The sequence below is a fragment of the Pseudomonas peli genome, from assembly GCF_050563605.1.
Lineage (GTDB): Bacteria > Pseudomonadota > Gammaproteobacteria > Pseudomonadales > Pseudomonadaceae > Aquipseudomonas > Aquipseudomonas peli_A.
In genome coordinates this window covers 1-473 of record NZ_JBNXUH010000148.1, presented here as the reverse complement: position 1 = coordinate 473, position 473 = coordinate 1, and the positions used below count along the sequence as shown (strand labels likewise).

Sequence of the window (473 nt, the reverse complement as noted above, 5' to 3'; positions counted from 1 at the left end):
CTTTAACGGCGGGGGAGAAAAAAGGCCAACAACAGAGCGAGAACGGCCTGGCTCTTTTAAACAACTTTCGCCGGCGCCGGCGCGCCCCGAGGGTGAGATGTCTGCGGGGGTGGGTCGGTTAAAAAAAAAAAAGAAAAGAGAAAGTAGGGAGAGACAGCCCCAGCAAGGCGCTGGCAAATCGCCGTGGCGAACTGCCGCGACTTGGCGGGGTGGACGGTGTTGCATCCATTAATGTTCTCTTTAACGGCGGGTAATCAGCATGCCCAACAGCAGACCGATAGCGGCAGCAATGCCGAGGGGTTGCACGGGGGGGGGTGGACCTAAGCCGGCTCTTTTTAACAACTCCCAGCCCCCCAGAAGAAACGTGTTGCATCCATTAATGTTCTCTTTAACGGCGGGTAATCAGCATGCCCAACAGCAGACCGATAGCGGCAGCAATGCCGAGGGTTTGCACGGGTGAGTCTGCACATAGC

1 protein-coding gene is annotated in these 473 nt (G+C 56.7%); it reads right to left on the bottom strand.

Going from position 1 to position 473, the window contains the following annotated elements; translation table 11 throughout:
* Positions 1-388 precede the first annotated feature (388 nt).
* Complete coding sequence (locus ACQ4LH_RS21330) at positions 389-454, bottom strand: glycine zipper domain-containing protein (RefSeq protein ID WP_430698981.1); 66 nt, start codon at positions 452-454, stop codon at positions 389-391.
* Positions 455-473 lie beyond the last annotated feature (19 nt).